Origin of the sequence: Mesorhizobium sp. CU3 (assembly GCF_006442965.1) — a bacterium.
In the GTDB taxonomy this organism is placed as follows: domain Bacteria; phylum Pseudomonadota; class Alphaproteobacteria; order Rhizobiales; family Rhizobiaceae; genus Mesorhizobium.
The window spans coordinates 220,782-239,672 of sequence record NZ_VFWX01000005.1 but is presented as its reverse complement, the minus strand read 5'-3'; the positions used below and the strand labels follow the sequence as shown (position 1 = coordinate 239,672).

The window sequence follows — 18,891 nt, the reverse complement described above, 5'->3', positions numbered from 1 at the left end:
TGGGTTTCGAAAACGTCCCGAACGTGACGCAGTTTACAGAGCGGGAGCTTTGAACCATCACACTGGCGGCCGCGTCGAGGAGGGGCACGACCCATGCCGAACGAACGTGCCACTGTCGTACAGACGCCGGCTGGCGCCGACCTGACCTTCACCCATCTCATCGGCCGCGATGAGATCAGCCGTTGTTTTGCCTATACCGTCGGCTTCGTCAGCAAAAATCGCGACATCGACCCTCTAAAGATGCTGGGCGGTGTCGTTTCGGTCGAGGGCGAATCCGATCCGAAGCGCTGGTTCAGTGGCCATGTGGCGGATTTCAAGCTGACCCGCATCGAGGATCGTCTGGCCTTTTACGAGGCGACCGTCAGGCCGTGGCTCTGGTTCCTCGGCCACACCACCGATTGCCGTATCTTCCAGAACATGACCGCGGTCGAGATCGTCGAGAAGATCTTTACGAAATACGGCATCGCGAAATGCGAGAAGCGGCTGCAGGGGTCCTATCCCCAGCGCGAATATTGCGTCCAGTATGACGAGAGCGATCTCGATTTCGTGCAGCGGCTGCTGGAACACGAGGGCATTTTCTACTTTTTCGAGCATGACGAGGGCAAGCACACCCTCATCCTGTGCGACGCCATGAGCAAGGTGAAGACGGCGCCGGGCTACGAGAAGGTGCTCTACAATTTCGAAGGCCACGGCTCGCGGCGCGACGTCGAATACATCACCGAATGGATTCCGGGCAGCGCGGTGCGGCCGGGCGCCTATGCCCATACCGATTATGATTTCGAAAAGCCCGGCGCGGATCTGATGGCGAAGTCCGCCCAGCCCTTCGGCCACAAGGAGGCCTCGGGTGAAAACTATCGCCAGCCCGGGGCGCATCTCGATGTCGGCCGGGGCGACAAGATAGCGGGGATCCGCCGCGAGGAGCTTCAGGCCGTGCACCAGCGCAACACCGCTGTCGGCACCGTGCGCGGCCTGTTTTCGGGCTGCAAGTTCACCCTGGAAAGCTTTCCGCGCGACGACCAGAACCAGGAATATCTGGTGGTCAGCGCCGAATACCGGCTGTTCGATCCCGGCTACCGGACTCAGAACGAGGCGCACAGCGAGAATTTCAAAGTCGTGCTCGGCGTTGCTCCCACCAAATTACCTTATCGCCCGCCGCGCATCACGCCGCGGCCGATCATGCGCGGCCCGCAGACGGCAACGGTGGTCGGCCCTTCCGGCGAGGAGATATTCACCGACAAATATGCCCGCGTGAAGGTGCAGTTCCACTGGGACCGCCTCGGCAAGAAGGACCAGAATTCGTCCTGCTTCGTGCGCGTGTCGCAGACCTGGGCCGGCAGCGGCTGGGGCTTCATCCAGATCCCTCGCATAGGCCAGGAGGTCATCGTCGATTTCATCGAGGGCGATCCGGACCTGCCGATCATCACCGGCCGCGTCTACAACGCCTCCGAGATGCCGCCTTACGCACTGCCGGGCAATGCCACGCAGTCCGGCTGGAAATCCAATTCCTCGAAGGGCGGCGGCGGTTACAACGAACTGATGTTCGAGGACAAGGCCGGCTCCGAGCTGGTCAATTTCCAGGCCCAGAAGGACCACCATCTGCTGATCAAGCACGATCGCAACAAGACGGTCCAGCACGACCAGTCCGACCGCATCGACCACGACGCCAAGCACTCCGTCGGCCACAACCTCGACGAGGATGTCGGCAATAACAAGACCGTCAAGGTTGGTGTTAATCAAACCACCAACATCGGGTCGAACGACACAGAGACGGTGGGCGCAAACCGCTCGCTGACGGTCAAGGCCAACGAGACTATCCACGTCGTCGCGAATTCGACGGAGAATATCGACGCAAACCACTCGCAGACGGTGGGGATCGTCCAGACGATTACCGTCGGCGCGGCCCGCATCGATACCGTGGGGGCGGCCGAGACGAGAAGCGTCGGCGCGGTTCAGACGAACACGATCGGGGCTTCGCGGAGTGTGACCGTGGGGGCGGGGCAGAGCCACGATATCGGTGCGGCGGACAGTTGGAATGTTGGTGCCAGCCAGAGTGTCCAAATCGCCGCGGATCAGGGGGTAAAGATCGGCGGCGCGCAGAACACGCAGATCGCCAAGACATGGATCGTCAAGGTGGGAGAGGATAACTCGACCCAGGTCGGCGGCGCCCATGAGCTCAAGATCGGCAAGAAGAGCCTCATCCAGGTCGGCGAGGATTCCGGCATTTCTGTCGGTAAAATCCTGACGGTGGAGGCCAAGGATGAGATACAGCTCAAATGCGGCGATGCCATCATCACCATGAAAAAGAACGGCGATATCGTCATCAAAGGCAAGGATGTGTCGATCAACGCATCAGGCAAAATCAACGCGAAGGCGTCGAGTGATGTATCGATCAAGGGCAGCAAGATTACTCAGAATTGAGGATGCGAGGCGATGGCAGATGTTCTAGAGCGCATCGAGGGCGTGGTGATCGGCGTCTTTCTGGGCTTCGACGGCTCTAGTCCGCTGGTTGTCTTTCCGGGCAACCCTCGGAAGGAAGCGATTCCCGCGCGCAGCCTTACTGAGCTGACATCGGCGATGGTGGGTGCGGAAGTCGCGCTGCTGTTTCAGGAAGGCGACCCCGCACGACCGCTGATTGTCGGGCGCATTGTCGAGCCGATCCGCAAAAACGCGGCGCCGCAGGTGGTGCGCGACGGCGAAAACGTGCGAATTGTCGGCAACGAGCGCATAGAGCTTCGCTGTGGCAAGGCGCGGATCGTCATGGAAAAGGACGGCCGTATCCTGATCCGCGGTACCTATGTGACGAGCCATGCCAGCGCCACGAACCGGGTGAGGGGCGGCTCGGTGAATCTGAACTGATGCCAGCCCCGATCCTCCCCGAGATCGTGCGCCAGCATGCCGAGATGGCGGCGCACCTATGGAACATCTACGACCACCATCTGCTCAACCCCGACGAGAACCCGGACATGGACGAGGAGCGCCTAGCCCGTCTGGTCGAGCGGCTGGAAGCGCATCTTGACGGATTGCGCATCGCTGGTGGGGAAGGCCTTGAGATTGCAAAGCGGCTCTACGAAGAATTTCCCGAAGCCGGCGAACTGTTCGTGCTGCGCATGATGACGGCGAAGAAACCTGTTGCCATCGCCGAACTGGATCTCGGTCAGGTCCGGCGCTTTATAAAGGTGACGCTCAAGAAGACCGTCGACAATCCATAGCCAGCGTGGCTTGGCCTATTGTCACGGCACAGTGACAACGTCCGGCGGGATGGCAATCTCTTCCCAGGTTCCCGAGACCAGGCGCCACACGCTCGACTCACGGATGACGTGAAGAATGCCGTCGGAACTGGACAGTTCGAGCATCCGGTCCGTCATCGCCGGCAAGGGCGGCTCGAACGGAGCAGTTCCGTCTGGCGCCAATATGAAAAGCGAGGCTTCGTCGGCCAGCAGCGCACTGCCTTGGTGAACGCCCAGCGCCGACAGCCCTGCATCGTTGACCGCAACTTCGGCCATGTCCGCGAAGTCGGTAGTGGAATACACCACGCCAGGGCGAAACCGCAGGTAGACGACCTTGCCATCGGCAGTGACGATCTGATCCAGCGTGCTGTTGGTCGGCAGTTCGACATCCTGCCACCTGCCATCCTGCAGCAGCCAGAGCGTTCCATAGTCCCTACGTACCTGCGCCATGAGCAGGGCAGCGAGGTCGGTTGCGCCACTGAGGCCGCTGAAGTCGGTCGGGAACAGGCTGGTCACCACTTCCCCGCCGAAGACGTAACGGGATCGCGCCGACTGTACAGCTGCCCAGCCGAACCGGATCGTATCCTGGGAAACGGGCGGAACCGGGAATGTCGGAGCTGCCGGCACCCAGTTTTCACCGTCGGTGGCTCGATAGGCCTGGCCGCCATAGCCAGTGGCGAGCAGTTCGGTGCCGAGGAGCAGGAGGTTGTCCATGCGACCGAGATTGCGCGATCCCGGCCGATTGAAGCCTGCTCCGGGTATTTGCACGCTTGCACCGTTCCTGAGAAAATAAACCTGTCCCTCACCTGTCAGTGCCAGGAAATCCGCACCATGGGAATTCGCGGGAGCTGGGCACAAGGCCACGAATTCTCCGTCGAAGGTTTGTTGAAGCCATTGAGGCTGCGCATCGGGCAGGAAAGTGACGACGGTGGATCGCCCCTCCACTCCCTCGGGTTGCCTCAGCAAAAGGCACAGTTTCCCGCCCGTCGCAGTCGTTCCCATCAACAGGTCCATGGCCAATCCTCATTGGTTTCGTAGAACGTTCTGCGTGGACGTATCGGTTATCGGCATCTTCTTGGTCCGGCCGAGCTTGTCCTTAATAGGATCGGTCTGCTCGGTCACCATCTTGACCGCGAGATTGAAGCAGTCCTGCGAAACCGGGTCGGGCACCAGCTTCGCAAGAGCCAACAGGCATCCGAAGCGGATCTTATCGATCGACTCGCAGTCGGTGGGGGCGTTGGGCGTCCGGTTGGGACCCGCTGTCGCGCCAAACTGCTCCAAAGCATTGTCGAGGTTGCCGTGGACCGATTTCGGATTGTCCGCGAGACTTCCCCGGTGGTTGCTCCGCGACAAGCAGATATTGATACCGTCGCCATAGCTGGGCGCTCCGGGAACTCTGTCGCCGCCGCCGATACGATAGACGCGGTCTGGAACGATATGATGCTTCTCCGGCTTGTCGAGGCCCGACGCACGGCATTTCTCGACGATGTCGTCGTATTTGCCGACGATGCATTTGGTGTCTGCCTCGCCGCCCGGGCCGACTCCGCCGACTTGCGGCTGTGGTGTCGGCGCGTTTGGCGGATCGGTCGAGGCGTGGTTGTTGGTGGTGATATCGGAGAAACGGGTGACCGGCTCCTTGTCGGCCTTCACGTTGGAGGACCAGGCGCGGCAATATTTCTTGCCGGTGTTCTTGGAATTGATGACGCCCTTCTTGGCCGCGCAGCCGGCCTCGGTGCCGGTCGTCTTCGTGTAGTACGACTTGTTCTTCTGGCTGATGGTCTCATCGCCGATCTTGACCGTGCCGGTACCCTTGTCCGTGTCGGTATCGAAGCCGAACGTCGGGTAGGGGATCGGCACGCCCGGCGGCGTCGCGGGATTTTCCGGCGGCGTGAAACAGACATCGGGGAAGGCGGCGATCACTTTGTCGGATTGCGCCTTGCACGAGACTTCGAGGCCATTGGCGTAGACTGTCATCGCCTGCCCCTGAAGATCGCCGTGCCGCAGGCGCCGGCATCGCTGGAGGCCTCGATCAGCACGCTGTTTCCACCGGCATAGCCCTTTTGCGCCGCGGTATAGGCCATCCCCAGCATCAGCGGCACGACTGCGGCGCCGACATTGCCGACAGATTCCGTCGGCGACCAGATGTCCATGAATTCCCGCACGATGCGTGTCACACGGCTCACCGCCAGCGTACTTTGCTTGAACCAGTAATGCTCGCCGATGAGGTCGGCGATACGATATCCGACCTGGTGCATCTGCGCGCCCGCTTCCTTGAGCGCCGCCCGGTAGGCGGAGATCATGCCTTCGCCGCGTAGCGGCAGATCTTGCGGGTTGTAGATGAAGGCGTTCTCTCGGGCGAGCCCGATGCCGTAGAGCCCAAAGCTGCCGCGGCCCGGTTTCGCGCAAAGCACTGCTGCCGCCGCTTCCCCTGCAATGAAGCCATTGGGGTTGTCGTTTGTGAGCAGCCGACGCTCGTTGAGGTAATGTGTTACCGTATGCGGGGTGAGATAGCTGTCGACCCCGACAAGCATGACGTATTCGGCCTCGTCCGCCGCGAGTAGCCGTCTTGCATGATCCAACGCCACGATACCCGACGGCCGGCCATGGGCGACCACGCGCGAGCGGGAATGGGCCTCGACTTCGACGATTTCCGCGATGCGGCGCAACAGCAGCGCATAGTCGCGCACCGGCCGGCCCGGACGCCCTTCCTCGGGCACGCACAGCATCAGTGCCGTCCGACCGCGTGCTTGGGGCACTGCGTCGAATGCCTCGCAAATCGCTGCTCCCGCGAGATGGGCCATGCGCTTTTCGCCTACCCATGGGCGAGGCAGTCGCACAGGTGCGCCGATCAGCCAGTCACCGCCTGGGATGGTGAAACGCGTTTCCCCGAAACCGTCGATCCCGGCCCGCATCGCTGCGCACGAGGATGGCGCGTCGAGACCGACTGCAGTCACCATGCCGACCGCGGCGATGTCGAGCGAGGCACTCATGCATCCTCGCTCTCGTCTTCAGGAACTGTCCCGTTGGCGCGAATATAGCGACGACCGGTTTCGCGGGCTCGGAGCATGGATCGTGTCGGCGGCCCGACCCAGCACTCGGTAAAGTCCAGTATCGTTCGGCGGATACGCTGCTGGATCCGCCACACCAGGCTGAAGCGTCTGTTTTCGGCATCGAACAGCACCGTATCGGGCAGGATCTCCTGCTCGAATACTTTTTCCCGGCCGCTAAAAAGCGTTATGGGCAATTGCGCCGGGGGCAAACGGAAACCTTCTTTGCCGCCCGGCGTGAGGTTGATCAATTGCACGTCCTCGCCGCCCCTTGGATGACTAATCTGCTGGTCGACCGGCGCCGACTGGAAATAGCGTTCGTCGAAATCGGCCGGCAGGAAGGGCGCGACATTGTCCACCCAGTTCTGGTCGTAGGTGCCGCCATACTCGATGCGGCCGGGCCAGCCGCGGCCCATCGGTCCGAAGCTCATCGGCCGATAGTCACCGAAGGGCGAACGGATTTCCTCGCCGACGGCCTGCGTATTCGGCAGGCGCAGGCCAGGAATCAGGCGTTGGTTCCTGGTGCGCGACCAGCCGGTCCCAACGGGGTTGTATTTGTAGCTGCCAGGCTGCTTTTCCTCTGGATCGAGCCGGTCCACACCGCCCCAGGCGACATCATAGGAAATCGGCAACTTCAAAAATGGCCGCGGCGCAGTCGCCGTAAACACCGGGCCGATGGCGCGCCATTCGCGATGGCCGACGACCTCGAAAAGCTTCGACCAGTTGCCGACCTTGATGCCGACCGGCACACGCTCCGCTGGCCGTCCGCCGGGCGCATAGGCGCAGCCATTGGCGATCACGTCGCAGCGCGACTTGCGGAAGGCGAAGTCTGTCTCCCACAGCGTTGCCGAATAACCGGGCACGCCGGTCTGCGTGTCGGCCGTGACCAGCGCAACCTGCTCAGCCGACTTCTGCACCAGCCCGCCGGGCTTTGACGGAAAATCGAAGGTGCCCTTCACCACCACGACGATCCACTCATGGCCTGCCTTGTCCATGCCCATGGTGAACTGGTGCGGATAGCCCATCTGGTTCCAGATCTGCATCAGCTGGTCTCCCAACTCGCAGCAAAAATCTGCTCCAGCACCGGCTGCGGCGCTTGCGGATCGACGTCGAAAATATCCGTATGCGCCGTCCACATGACGAGATCGTCTATGATATCGCCCTCGCCGTCGACAGGCGGAACGGGCAGAGCCGCAAGCGCGGTGTCCAGTTCGTCCGGGGTCAGCTCGCCCCGTTGCGCGGCGAGCGCGGCCGTCTCGATGCCGTCGAACCATCTCTCGGCATAGGCCAGCTTCATCGGCGCTTCGGACAGCCGGGCGACCACACTGAGCGGGAATTGCCTGCCGACCCGGTCGGCGCTTTGCAGCACGATGCCCACAGAGGCGCCGAACGAGCCGGAGCCGGCCAGGAAGCGTAACGCCGTATTCTGCGGCCAGGTATCGAGGCCGAACAGCGGGACGATATTCTGCGCCAGCCAGCGGTCCCAGCCGCGCACGAAATCGGCCGGCAGCCGCCGCGTCACGAAATCGCCCGTGGCGGGCATCTTGCCGTAGAAGCCGGGCAGGATCAGATCTGCGGCGGACATGTGAACTTCTTGAACATCTCGAGTGTGTAAGGGTTTTCGACGCTTGCGGCCTTGAGCTCGAAATCGGCCCACATGCCCTTGGTGCCGAGCCGCAGGCTGTAGACGTCGGTCAACTTGGTCGCGTTGAAGCGGCCGCCGCGCAGCATTCTCAGCCACGCCCAGCTGCCGGTCTCGTTGAGCATCACCTCGGGCGAGCCGTCGACCGGCTGGAAGGCGAGCGAGATCACCCCGGTGCCGTCCTTGCCCGGCCATGTCATGGGCTGCGGCCTGGTCGCGTTGTTGTAATAGACCATGTTCTGGCCATCGAGGTTGAGCGTCACCCGCGCCACGTTGGGCGACAGGTCCTTCGGCTCCAGCGTGAAATTCATCACCGGGCCGGTGCCGCCGGGGAACAGGTCGTCGCGGATGTGCCTTGCCTGCTCGAAGGCCGCCAGCGCCGCTGGATCGAGACCGAAATCGGCGCGCCATTTCCACGGCTCGCTGGCGGTGTCGACATAATTGATCAGATGGTCGTTGGTGAAGGCGTCGATCAGGCCGGTCGGCCCGAACAGGCGCTGGAAGTCGCGCACATTGACGTCGACCGCGCTGTCGGGGCTGAACGGATAGCGGTTGTTGAGCGCCGCCTGGCAGAAGGGCAGGATGTCGGCGCGCCAGATGGCGTTGAGCTCGTTGGTGACGGCCTTCTGCGACAGGCCGCTTGTGTCGCCGGCAATGCCGCCCAGCCAGTCGTTGATCGGCGAGGGCAGGATCTGCGCCTGTCTCGCGACTGCGCCCGTCAGTTCGGCCAGGCCGCCCTGCTTCTTGATCGCATCCTGCGGGTCGGGATTAGCGGTCACCGTCTGCAGCACGTTGGACAGCGCCGTCAGCGCAACGACGGCGGCATCGAGCGCCGGCGGCTGGCCGTCGACCTGCGCGATCGTGCCCTTGAGCGGCTTGAAATGCTCGGCCACAAGGCTGCCGGTCATGTCGACCTGGTCGGCCGAGCCCGCGCGGGGCAAAAGCTTCGCTCCCGTCTTCACCACCTTGCCGAGCTTGCCCAGCTTCGAGAGCAACTGCGAGCCGGTCTTGGCGGCGCCGCCCTTGTCGTCGGCCGGCGCTTCGTCGGAGCGGGTGAGGTCGGTCTCCTGCACCACGGCCGTCAGCAGCCGCTTCAAGGCGGAATCGGCGCTCGAAAGGTCCTTGAGATTTTCGCTGGCGACGTTGAGGTCGGTCAGCGGCGCCAGCCGCATGTCGCGCAGGAAACTATCCCACTGAGAAATATAGTCGTCGTAATAGAGCTTCAGGATGTCTTCCGACAGCGCCGAGACCGACGTCTCCGAATTCTCCGAGCAGCCGCCGGCAAACACCGCGCGGTCGAGCGCCGCCTGCGCCGCGACATCCTCGACCCGGTCGAGGATCGCGTCGTGGAAGCCGGCATAAGTGTAGGGGCCTGGAACGCCGACGCGCAACGTCTTGTCCGAGCGGCGCGCGAACACCTTGGCGCCGTTCGGTCCGGCAAAATTGGCCGGCACCCATTCCTTCACGGCCGCCACTTCCGGATCGGCCAGGAGCTGCTTGTAGGCGCGCTCCGGCAGCGAGATCGTGCACACCGTCTTCAGCGCCTCGGCGACCAGTTCCTTGTCCGGGGCGATGTAGCTGTCGTCGACGGCCATGCGGCGGATGGCGGCTAGCTGATGCTCCTCGGCGTCGGCCGTGGGGAAGGGCGGAGCCGGAGCGAATTGCGGCAGGCTGTTCTGCCACCAGTTCTGGACGAAGTCGGTGTCCATCTGCGACAGGCCGGTCATCATCCGGTAGGTCTTCAGCGCGCCGAGCATGAAATCCGGATCGCGGATCTGCCGCCACATCGTCGCCTCGAGCAGGGCGACCATATGCGGCTCGAGCACGTTGCGCAGCGCATGGTCGTAGGTGTCGGTCTGCGCGCGCACCATCTCGGGCGAGGCGGTCGGGCCGAGCAAATTGTGGACGGCGTCCGGCGGCGCGGTTCTGGCCGCCGCCACCGCGTCCATCGCCGCCAGCGCGCCATCCATCGTCGGTTGCTCGACCGCGGCTGGCATGGCGGCGACGTCGGTCAGCGGCTGCTGCAACGCTTCGAACTGGCCGGCCTGCTCGGTGATCGCATTGCGGTTGTCGAGATAGGACCAGGTGAACAATCCGCTAGCGAGCAGAGCCGCAAGCGCGCAGGCGGCAGCGGCGCCACGCCAGATCCAGGCGCGGCGACGCTGCGCCAGCGGATCGAACGTGCCGAGGCCGGCCTCCTTGAAGATCACTTCGGTCAGAAGGTTACGCAGGAAGAAGCTGCGCTTCTCGACACGCGCCGCCGGCATGGCGCGGCGCGGCGGCAGCCCGAAGGAAGACGACAGCGCGGCGGTCAGCCGGTCGATCGGCGCGCCTTCCTGCGTCGCCGAAGTCAGATAAAGGCCCCGCAGCCAGGCGGCTTCCTCATAGCGGCTTTCGCCGAACATCGCCTCGACCAGCACCTGGATCGGCTCGGAGAGGCTGGCCAGTTGCGCCGGGAAGCGGAAGATGTCGGCGCGCTGCCCGAGTTTCTCCTCGTCCTCCAGCCGCGGCACCAGCCGCCGCTCCAGTTCGGTGGCAAGCCGGGCGAGTTCCGTCTGGATCATGCCGGCGTTGACGCGGGCGTCGAGCGGGAAAGTGGTCCCCCACACCTGCTCGCGCGCGGTCGTCGACAGGCCGCCGAAAAAGGCTTCGAACCCCTTGATCAGGTCGGCCTTGGTCAGCATCAGATAGACGGGCAGGCGGATCTCCAGCCGGTCGTTGAGCTCGGCCAGCCGGCGGCGGATTTTTCTGCCATGCGCCTTGATCGCCTCGTCGCCCTCCGAGAGCGCATCGATCGACAGCGCGACGATGACGCCGTTGAGCGCCCGGCGGCCCCGGTGCTTCTTCAAAAGGTCGAGGAAGCCCAGCCATTCCGCCGCGTCGACATCGGGCTGGCTTTCCTGCTGCACATAGCGGCCGGCGGTGTCGATCAGCACCGCGGTCTCGGAGAAGAACCAGTCGCAATTGCGCGTTCCGCCGACGCCCTGCAGATCGTCGGTGAGGTCGATCGGAAAGTTGAGACCCGACTGGCGCAAGGCCGTGGTCTTGCCGGTGGCCGGCGGACCGACGATGACATACCAGGGCATCTCGCGCAGGAACTTGCGGCCGCCGAGCTTGCGCCGCTTGAGCTCGGCCATCACCTCGCCGAATTTGGCGCCGACGGCCGCCACGCTTTCCTCGCCCGGCGTGAGCTGCTTTTCGGCCACCGGCGCCGCGATCTCGGCGACGAACATGCGGTTGGCGCGGATCGCACGGCGCTGCGCGATGATCAGCCAGATCAGCCACAGGATGATCAGCCCCGCGATCATGGCGATGCGCACATTGTCGGAATCGAACGGCGCGTACGGGCCGACCTGCACGATCGGGCCGAACACCCAGATCAACAGCGACAACAGCGCGATGCCGATCAGCGTCCAGAGAAAACGCGAGGTGATGACAGCCCAGAGGAAGCGCAGGATGAACATCTCAGAGCCTCTTCTCGACCAGGACCTCGACGCGCCGGTTAAGCGCGCGGCCTTCTCGAGTGGAATTGTCGGCCACCGGATCGGTTTCGGCGCGGCCCTCGGAAGAGATGCTCTCCTGCGGCACGCCGGCCTCCACCAGAAGCTTGGCTATGGTTTCGGCGCGCGCTTCCGAAAGGCGCTGGTTGCTGGCCAACGGATTGGATTTTTGCAGGCGCACATTGTCGGTATGGCCGACCACGGTGATCTTTCCGATCAGTTCCTTGTTGTCCAGGATCACTTTGGCGATCGACTGGATCAGCGGCTCGTAGCCTTCGGTCAGCGTCGGCCGCGAAGACTGGAACAGCTCGGGATCGGAGGACTGGATGACCAGCTTCGCCAGCGACACGCTCTCGGTGCCGCTCAGCGCCCCCTTGAGATTGTCGGGCGCTTGCGCCTTGAACTCGGGCAGCAGCGCAAAATCGACCGGCTGCGGCGCTTCGGGTTCGGGCGCATCCTGCTTGGGCGGGGCGCGGGTTACGTCGCCGCGCGAGGCCGGCGGCAGCGTGCGCACCAGCGCCGAGAGCTCGACGGCCTGGCTGCTCAAATACATCGACAGGCCGATATAGACGGCGGCGGCAATCGCAACCGCGGCCAGCGCCATCACCCATATCGGCACGATGAAGCGCTGCGGCTCGTCGGAGGCGTTCACGCCCTTCCAGTTCGGCGACAGCGGCGCGTCCTCGGCGTCGGCATTGCGCAGGAAGCGCGCCGCCGCCACGCGCACTGCGTTGAGCGAACGGTCGCCTGCGCGGCCGGGCACCCGGTACTTGCCGCGGAAGCCGAGCGCCAGGCAGTAATATTGCAATTCCAGCATCTCGCGGTCGCGGTTCGGATGGCGCTCCAACTCGTCGAGCCGGGTGAAGAACTGCGTGCCGGCATCGACGTCGCCGCGCAGCATGACCACCAGCGGCTGCCGCGGCCAGGCGCTGGCGCCGCCCCATGGGGTGTTGAGCGCGAGGTCGTCGAGCGTTGCCGCCACCGCCCAGGCCGCCTGGTCGGCGCGCTCGAGCGAGGAGCCTGCAGCAACGGCCGCGTCGCGCGCCCGCACCAGCTCGTCGAGCAGGCGCGTGCGCATCACTTCCGGGTTCTCCGGCGCCAGCGCGCTTTCGAGTTCGGGCGCGAATTCGAGCAGCGGCGCGAAGATGTTGATCAGCGTGTTGGGATGGGCGCGTGCCCGCTTCACCGGCGCGCCCGGCGCCAGCGGCGCCATCGGCCGCGGCGAGGCGCCCGTCAGCCGGATACGGGTGCGCTCGCGATCCTCCCCCAGTCCGAAGGGATCATCCCGGCTCATGGCCTCACCTGTTCACCGAATAGCAGTCGACCTGCGGCTCGCTCGGCAGCACACCGGAGACGCCGATGACGAAGCCGGGGGCGTCGAGCAGCGAAGCCCAATGCTCGCTCTTCTGGTCCAGCTCCAGGCACAGCCGGTCGCCGTCATACGGTATCTCGCGCGGCTGCGAATGCAGCGGCTTCAGCGGAATGCCGGGTAGCCGGGACTTCCACAGTCCTTCGAACTGGTCGGCGGCGCCGACGGTTGCCTGGTTGACGAAGATCTTGCGCAGCGCGTCTTCCGACAGTTCCGATCCGACGCGGATGACGATGCGGCTAGCGACCAGCAGCTTCGGATTGTCGATGCGCACTTTCCAGACATTGGTCGCGTGCCGCATGACCGGCAGCGCGCGCGATTTCGGCTCGATGTAGCGCAGGCTGAGGATCAGCGAACGCAGCGCGTCGGCCAGCGCCATGTAGGCGGGCCCCGGCGCCATGTGGTCGTAGGCCGGCAATTCGCCGAGCCGCCGCGAGCTTGAGCCGTAGGTCGCCATCTCCCCGGCGAGGCCTGCAAGCTCGAGATAGAGCTCGGCCGGATGGAAGACGTCCTGCGCCAGCATATGCGCAAGCCGCGGCCGCGCGGCATTGGCAAGGTGCAGCATCAGAAGGTCCTCGACGCTTCGGCCGGCGCCGCCCATCACCATCTTGCCATGTGCCTCGGCGATCTGGTCGAGACCGGTGACGACCTCCTGCAGCAATTGCCGGTACCAATGGACCGCGCCGGTGATCAGCGTCGGCGGCAGGAATGTCTCGTCGAGCGAGATGCCGCCGTCGGCGCGCACGCCCTTTATGTCGGCGACCGGCAGGGCGGTGTAGCCGCCGACCGATTTGCCCGGCGCAAGCAACACTGCTTGCGGCCGGGCTATCTCGATCTCTTCGGGGTCGGCGCCGCTCTGGACGGCGTCGCGCACCGAGACGATCTTGCCGTGGTAGCGCGCGCCGGTCGATGCCGCATGCGCCGGATCGAAGCCGACGCCGCCGGGCGGTTCGAGCGGCAGCGCCACCAGCACCGGCCCGGCGCCGGTGTCGGCGGTGACCGGCAGCGGCTTCGGCGCGTCCATCAGGTCTGGGATGGAGAAAGGAGTGCCGTCCGGGAGAATGCCCCGGGCGGACACGATCGAGACCTGACCGGCGTCGAGCAGCGACTGGTCAAGCGTCAGCTGCTGGAAACCGAACGTGTGGAGCTGGCCGGCTTGTAACGCGCCGCGCACCATGCCCTCGAAGAACCGATCCTGCTGCTGAAAATGCTGGGTCCTGAGAAACAGGCCCTCCGACCACAGCACCCTGTTTGCATCGCTCATGCCACTGCTCTCTGCACTGCCCTGTCGTTACGCCACTAGGCCGAAATGCCGCCCTTGCCGAGGCTGACATTGATGGTGAATTTTGACCCCGGCGATACCGACTTGGTCGTGCGCCAATTACGCCCGCCAGGTTCGCGGATCAGCGCCACGAAGCCGAGCGCCGTCGCGTTCGGCTCGACGGTGATGGTCTTGGCTGCGGTCTTGCCGGGCGCGACCGAGATCGCGTCGGAGCCGATCAGGTCGGCGCCGAGCGCCGAGCCGGCGTCGCCTTGCAGCGCGAAATAATCGGCCGAATTGAACTTGCCGGTGCTGGCAAGCCGCATGACCAGGACCGTCACCGGCCGGTCGCCGCCGCCCGGTCCCGGATTCATGCCGGCGCCGCCGGTCACGTTGACCGAGATGACCGATGGTTTCGGGGGGCCGCTTTGGCAGGCCGCAAGCAGTCCCGTGGCGCCGATGGCAACGATGAATTCGCGTCTGTCGATCATGTCCTACTCCTCTTCGTAAGCATCCCTGAAGTCTGCGCCTATCTCGCCCAGGAAGCTTGATTCCGCACTCTGGGCGATGTCGCGATGGCGTTTCTGGTAGAGCTCCCACAGCTTGGCGTTGCGCCCGCCGGAAAGCAGATTGCCGATCGCGGAATTGGATTTTAGCTCTTCCTCGATCGCGGCCGGATCGAAGCGGTCGATCATGCGCCGGAGCGCGGCCTGCACGCCGCGCCAGGCGCGCACATGGTGCTGCGCAAGGTCCTTGACCGCATCGCCGATCGCCGCCTCGCCGGAGAGAAAGCCCGGGCTGCGTTCCGCGATGATGGTGACGATCACATCCTCCACCGTCGGGAGGAATTTCAGCGGGTTGACTTCCGAAGACCCGACCACAGTTTGCGCAACGCGCGCGCTGCCTTTTTCTTCGGCCCGCTTGCGCAGCAGCTGCATCAACCCGTCCAGCATCAGCCGGTATTCGCGGCCGAACTTTTCCATTTCGGTGATCGCATCGCGGCCGGGAAAATCGGCCTCCTCGACGCCCATGCCGCGCAGGAACGCGGCGCGAAGCGCCATGTCGCTGGGCGCGGCCGGCGCCGGCCGGGCCGGCTTGGGCACCGGGATCGGGCGTGGCGCCGGCGCCGGTTCGGCCGCCTGCGCCGGTATCTCCCAAGGCTGCGCGGCTCGTGGCTTTTCCGGCTGATGCTGCACACGCTCGGCCGGAGCGGCGCCATTGGCGGGAGCAGGCGTCGCGGCAGGCCCGAAGCTGAAATCATCATCGAAGCCGGCCGGCTTTGCCGCAGGCGAGGGCGCATCGTTGCGCGCAGGCATGTCGCCGAACCCGAACGGGTCCGACTGACCCGATGCGGGGGCATGGCTCTCTTGCGGCGTTGCCACCGGATCGAGGCTGAAAGGGTCGTCGAAGGCAGGCGAACTGCGCTGGACCGCGGCGCGATCATAGGCGTTGGCAACAGGCTGCTCGAACGGGTTCGGCAGATCCGCTGGGCGTGGCGGCCGTGGTTCTTCATCGACCTTGGCCGAGAAGAAATCGTCGCCGCCGATACTTTGGGGCGTCCGCGGTTGTGGCGATGTCCAGGCAGGCGCCGAATGGCTGGCGACCGGCGCCTGGCCGATCGACGTCTGGCTGCCCTTGGATTGAACCTCGACATAAATCACATAGTCACCCAAGCGCAGTCGCATCCCGCTCTGCAGCCGCGTTGAGCGGCCGGGTCCGAGCGGGCTGTCGGAGTTGTCGACGAACAATCCGCTGCTCGATGTGTCGGTGACGAAATAGCCGTCCCGGCCGCCGCTGATCTTGCAATGCGCGCGCGAGACGAACATGTCCGGATCGTCGATCTGCCAGCCGGCATCGGCGCTGCGGCCGATCACCAGTTCGCCCTCGTCCAGTCGGGTCTGCCTGACCGCCTGCGAGCGCGGACCTTGTTCGAGGGTCAGAAGCAGGCTCATGCGGCCGCCTCCGCCATCTCGGGCCGCCAGCCGACGATGGTGCGCAATCTCAGATCGTCGGCGTCGCCCTTTTCAGCCGGGCGCGAAAGCCACGAGGTGCGGCCGAGTTGGATGCTTCCCATTTTTGGCGGCGGCACGGCGTCGCGCGCGAGCACGATCCTGAGATCGACGTCGAGCGCCTCGCCGATCATGTCGCACACCGCCTTCTTGAACAGGCCAAGGCGCCGCTCGCCGGGCAGGAACGACTTGAAGTCGTCGAGGCTGAGCGGACCGACGCGCAGTTCGATCCTGCTTTGGCGGCTGAAGACGCGCGGGCCGATCGTCGCCCCCTTTCCGAGCGTCGCATAGGCCTTGCCGACGCGGCTCTGCAACGCCGCCGGTATGGTGATCCAGGCGGCGACGAATTCCTTGATCTGCACCGGAACCTTGAACGCCGTGGCGAGAAACAGCGTCAGCCGCTCGGCGCCGTCGACCTGGCTGGCGAGCGATCCGGCCTGGCGCAACCGCACCGTGTCGAGTTCGGGATCCTGCGTGCCCGGCAGTCCGATCCCGGACATGGCTTCCAGCATGGCGCGCACGCGCCCGCCGACCGAGCGTTCCACCTGCACCGCCGGATGCGCATCCGCCCAGGCGCGGTAATAGAGCGCGATCATGCGGTGCTGCAGGATGTTGACGAAATCGACGAAGGTCGTGTCGCTGGTCTGCTCGGCATCGGCGCCTGTGAACCAGCGCTGCGACAGCCGGTCGAGCACCCAGCGCGTCAGATGCAGCGGCATCGGTCCTTCCGGCCCGAGCAGCCCGAGATTGGCGACGGTCACCCGCGCCGGGCCCTTGTCTCCGGCGTCCTGGAACTTGACGACGTCCCGGGCCGAGAAGCTGAGGCGCACATGCTGGCCGATCCTGGCCGGCTCGCGGTCCGCCGTGCCGGAATGGCCGAACAATCCACGCCGCTGCTCCAGGCGCCGCAGCAGCTCGAAGAAGTCGTACCCTTCCGACAGCGTGTCGGCCGCGGGCGCCGCTAGATCAGGTAGCGATTGCCGGGCGTCATCGGCCATGGCACATCCTCCTGCTTCTGCAGCAGCCGCGTACGCGTCCGCACGAAACCATTTATACCCGCATGGCGGGCAAACAGCCGCGCCAGCAGGGCCGAAAGCAGCAGCGAACTCTGCCCCGCTAGCACCGACTGGTCGACATGCAGCGTCACTTCGGTGCCCCGTCCGAAACACATCGGCCCGTCGATCTGCAGCCGCTCGATCACCGGGCGTGAATCGATGCGCGTGATCGAATGCACGTTGCGCGCAAGGCTCGGATCGCCCCGGTCGGCATAGAGATCGAGCAGGGCGTGCAGCGGATCGACGCCGCGGCCTTCTTTCGCGAGGCTCAGGAAATTGAGCGAAAGCTGCGCCACCAGCCGCCAGGCGAGATTGTCGGCGCGCGATTCGCCTTCGGCGCCGGCCGGCAGGGCTGCCGGGATCGCCGGCTGCGGCGGCCTCAGCGCGCCGAGCAGGCGCACCGCCTCCACCGGATCGGCCGTCTCCAGCGTTAGCGTCGGCGTGTCGTCCAGGATCGGCAGGTCGCGGTTGGTACAGAGCGCCATGATATCGAGCCGCTTCAACTGCCGGTTTGGCACGCTTCCCGCCGGGCGCGAGATGGCGATGAAGACGTCGTCGCCGGTATAGGAGGTGCGGGTCAGACCGTCGCGCCGCTCGTCTTCCGTCGCCCGGCGCGGCCGCCGCTCCGTGGAATAGACCCAGCCGCTGCCGCGGTTCTGCCCAAGGCTGAACAATTCGGGGATTGTCGCCTCGCTGCCCTCCGCGTCGGCGTCTTCCACCCGGGTGACTCGGAAAATCTCGAAGTCGCGCGCTCGTGTACGATCGGCATGCAGCACCTGCCGCGTCTTGCGCGGATCGATCTCGATGACGTTGCACTCGCGTTCGAAAAGATTGATCACCGGCGTCACGAACAACTCGAAATCGGCCACCGTCACATCCGCGAGCTCCGGCACCGGACGCCGAAACAGGAAGATGATCTCGATGCCTCCGTCGCACTTGCGCACCACCGGTTGCAGGCCGGCGACCCGTACATAGTGGAAGCGCTCGGGGATCATGAAATATTCGCGGAGCAGCCGGTATCCCTCGAAAGTCGGCCGGGTGCGCGGCATCAGGGCTTCGTCGTCGCTGATGCCGATCATTGCGGGCTCGGGCAGTGCGGTGAGCGGGTTGGTCTTGCCTTCCGCGCGCGCGCCGACAGCCGAGCAGGCGCCGAATATCGCATCGAAAATGAGCGGCGCCTTTGCGCGCCCGGCGAAATAGAGGTCGAGGCGGTCGAGCGATAATTCGCTGAGCTTGCCTTTTCCGGTTCGGGCGAGCGCGATGCGGAACGCCGCCTCTCCGCGCGCGCCGCTGACCGGCGCGATGCCGGCGGCGGCGAGCGCGCTGCGATCCTGGAAATAGCTGACCGAGGTGATCGCGATCGGCCACAGCGTGACTTCTTGCGCCGTGGTGAATGTCGCGCGCGTCGAAAGTCCCGGATGCAGGCCGGAGACCAGCCGCGTGCCGCGGGCGACCGCATGGCCGGCGATCATTGACTGCACCTGCTGGCCGGGTTTCAGCACCGCCATCGCCGTGGCCGGCGCCGGTGTCACCAGATCCGGATAAAGCACGTCGAGCACGGCACGCGAGAAGCGCGAGCGCTCCGCGTCGACCTTCAGGCGGGTACGAGCGGCGAGAAAGGCAACACCGTCGAGCAGCCGCTCGACATAAGGGTCGGGACAGGGGACGGTATCGAGGGAAAGATTGCGGGCGACCGCCGGATGCATGTCGGCGAATTCCGCTGCCAGCGCCCGGATATGGGTTAGTTCTTCTTCGTAATACTCCACGAAGACCCTATCCAT

The 18,891-nt window shown here is 64.9% G+C and carries 15 protein-coding genes; 3 read left to right on the top strand and 12 right to left on the bottom strand.

Annotated features, from left to right (window positions below; translation table 11 throughout):
- Positions 1-93: 93 nt before the first annotated feature.
- Genes tssI through FJ988_RS10390 form a run of 3 tightly spaced genes read left to right on the top strand, consistent with a single transcriptional unit; the run spans position 94 to position 3,209 of the window.
- Positions 94-2,418, top strand: coding sequence for a type VI secretion system tip protein TssI/VgrG (gene tssI, locus FJ988_RS10400; protein ID WP_140817120.1), 2,325 nt, complete (start codon positions 94-96; stop codon positions 2,416-2,418).
- Positions 2,419-2,430: 12 nt separating this feature from the next.
- Positions 2,431-2,856, top strand: coding sequence for a DUF6484 domain-containing protein (locus FJ988_RS10395; RefSeq protein WP_140817118.1), 426 nt, complete (start codon positions 2,431-2,433; stop codon positions 2,854-2,856).
- Entirely contained in the window at positions 2,856-3,209 is a 354-nt protein-coding gene (locus tag FJ988_RS10390; protein WP_140817116.1) for a hypothetical protein, read from the top strand. The genes FJ988_RS10395 and FJ988_RS10390 overlap by 1 nt, the downstream gene beginning before the upstream one ends.
- 21 nt (positions 3,210-3,230) lie before the next feature.
- On the opposite strand, the gene FJ988_RS10385 is transcribed toward FJ988_RS10390, so the two are convergent.
- Genes FJ988_RS10385 through tssF form a run of 12 tightly spaced genes read right to left on the bottom strand, consistent with a single transcriptional unit; the run spans position 3,231 to position 18,891 of the window.
- Entirely contained in the window at positions 3,231-4,241 is a 1,011-nt protein-coding gene (locus FJ988_RS10385) for a hypothetical protein (protein ID WP_140817114.1), read from the bottom strand.
- Positions 4,242-4,250: 9 nt separating this feature from the next.
- A complete protein-coding gene (locus tag FJ988_RS10380; RefSeq protein ID WP_140817112.1) occupies positions 4,251-5,201 on the bottom strand; it encodes a DUF4150 domain-containing protein in 951 nt (316 codons plus the stop codon).
- Positions 5,198-6,217 carry a 3-oxoacyl-ACP synthase gene (locus FJ988_RS10375; RefSeq protein WP_140817111.1) on the bottom strand — a complete coding sequence of 340 codons (1,020 nt, stop codon included), beginning with the start codon at positions 6,215-6,217 and terminating at the stop codon, positions 5,198-5,200. Before FJ988_RS10375 ends, FJ988_RS10380 begins: the two co-directional genes overlap by 4 nt.
- Positions 6,214-7,317, bottom strand: coding sequence for a DUF2169 domain-containing protein (locus FJ988_RS10370; RefSeq protein ID WP_140817110.1), 1,104 nt, complete (start codon positions 7,315-7,317; stop codon positions 6,214-6,216). Before FJ988_RS10370 ends, FJ988_RS10375 begins: the two co-directional genes overlap by 4 nt.
- A complete protein-coding gene (gene tagF, locus FJ988_RS10365; protein ID WP_140817108.1) occupies positions 7,317-7,859 on the bottom strand; it encodes a type VI secretion system-associated protein TagF in 543 nt (180 codons plus the stop codon). Before tagF ends, FJ988_RS10370 begins: the two co-directional genes overlap by 1 nt.
- A complete protein-coding gene (gene tssM / locus FJ988_RS10360; protein ID WP_140817106.1) occupies positions 7,841-11,380 on the bottom strand; it encodes a type VI secretion system membrane subunit TssM in 3,540 nt (1,179 codons plus the stop codon). The genes tagF and tssM overlap by 19 nt, the downstream gene beginning before the upstream one ends.
- Before the next feature lies 1 nt (position 11,381).
- Positions 11,382-12,710, bottom strand: coding sequence for a type VI secretion system protein TssL, long form (tssL, locus tag FJ988_RS10355; RefSeq protein WP_140817104.1), 1,329 nt, complete (start codon positions 12,708-12,710; stop codon positions 11,382-11,384).
- A 4-nt stretch (positions 12,711-12,714) separates the two neighbouring features.
- Complete coding sequence (tssK, locus tag FJ988_RS10350) at positions 12,715-14,049, bottom strand: type VI secretion system baseplate subunit TssK (protein WP_140817102.1); 1,335 nt, start codon at positions 14,047-14,049, stop codon at positions 12,715-12,717.
- A gap of 35 nt (positions 14,050-14,084) precedes the next feature.
- The gene (gene tssJ / locus FJ988_RS10345) at positions 14,085-14,537 is read right to left on the bottom strand and encodes a type VI secretion system lipoprotein TssJ (protein WP_095765815.1); all 453 of its coding nucleotides are present in this window, start codon (positions 14,535-14,537) and stop codon (positions 14,085-14,087) included.
- Positions 14,538-14,540: 3 nt separating this feature from the next.
- Positions 14,541-15,998 carry a type VI secretion system-associated FHA domain protein TagH gene (tagH, locus tag FJ988_RS10340; protein WP_140817100.1) on the bottom strand — a complete coding sequence of 486 codons (1,458 nt, stop codon included), beginning with the start codon at positions 15,996-15,998 and terminating at the stop codon, positions 14,541-14,543.
- Positions 15,995-17,053, bottom strand: a complete 1,059-nt coding sequence (gene tssG, locus FJ988_RS10335) for a type VI secretion system baseplate subunit TssG (RefSeq protein ID WP_140817097.1) — start codon at positions 17,051-17,053, stop codon at positions 15,995-15,997. Before tssG ends, tagH begins: the two co-directional genes overlap by 4 nt.
- Positions 17,017-18,891, bottom strand: coding sequence for a type VI secretion system baseplate subunit TssF (gene tssF / locus FJ988_RS10330; RefSeq protein WP_140817095.1), 1,875 nt, complete (start codon positions 18,889-18,891; stop codon positions 17,017-17,019). The genes tssG and tssF overlap by 37 nt, the downstream gene beginning before the upstream one ends.